Origin of the sequence: Campylobacter sp. 2018MI10 (assembly GCF_018501175.1) — a bacterium.
In the GTDB taxonomy this organism is placed as follows: Bacteria; Campylobacterota; Campylobacteria; order Campylobacterales; family Campylobacteraceae; genus Campylobacter_E.
This window is the reverse complement of record NZ_JAHCZD010000153.1, coordinates 1-282: the sequence shown is the minus strand read 5'-3', so window position 1 is coordinate 282 and position 282 is coordinate 1. Positions and strand designations below refer to the sequence as shown.

Below are 282 nucleotides of genomic sequence, written 5' to 3'. Positions count from 1 at the left end.
ATGAAAACATTGAAAGAACAATCAACTCACTTACTCAAGATACAAACGCAGTAGAACAAAGCGTTCAAACAGCAGCAGCAATTGAAAGCGGAGATTTAAAAGCAAGAATTACTCTAAATCCTGCAAATCCACAATTAATTGAATTAAAAAATGTCTTAAATAAAATGCTTGATACTTTAGAAGAAAAAGTTGGAGCTAATACAAATTCAATTGAAAAGATATTTGATGAATATAGCCAAAACGACTTTAGAAATGAAATAAAAAATGCTAAAGGTAGAGTAG

Annotated in this window: 1 pseudogene; it reads left to right on the top strand. The window is 29.4% G+C overall.

The features are described 5' to 3' along the window. Positions 1-282, top strand: a pseudogene (locus KJR01_RS10105) (methyl-accepting chemotaxis protein); the annotation flags it as partial.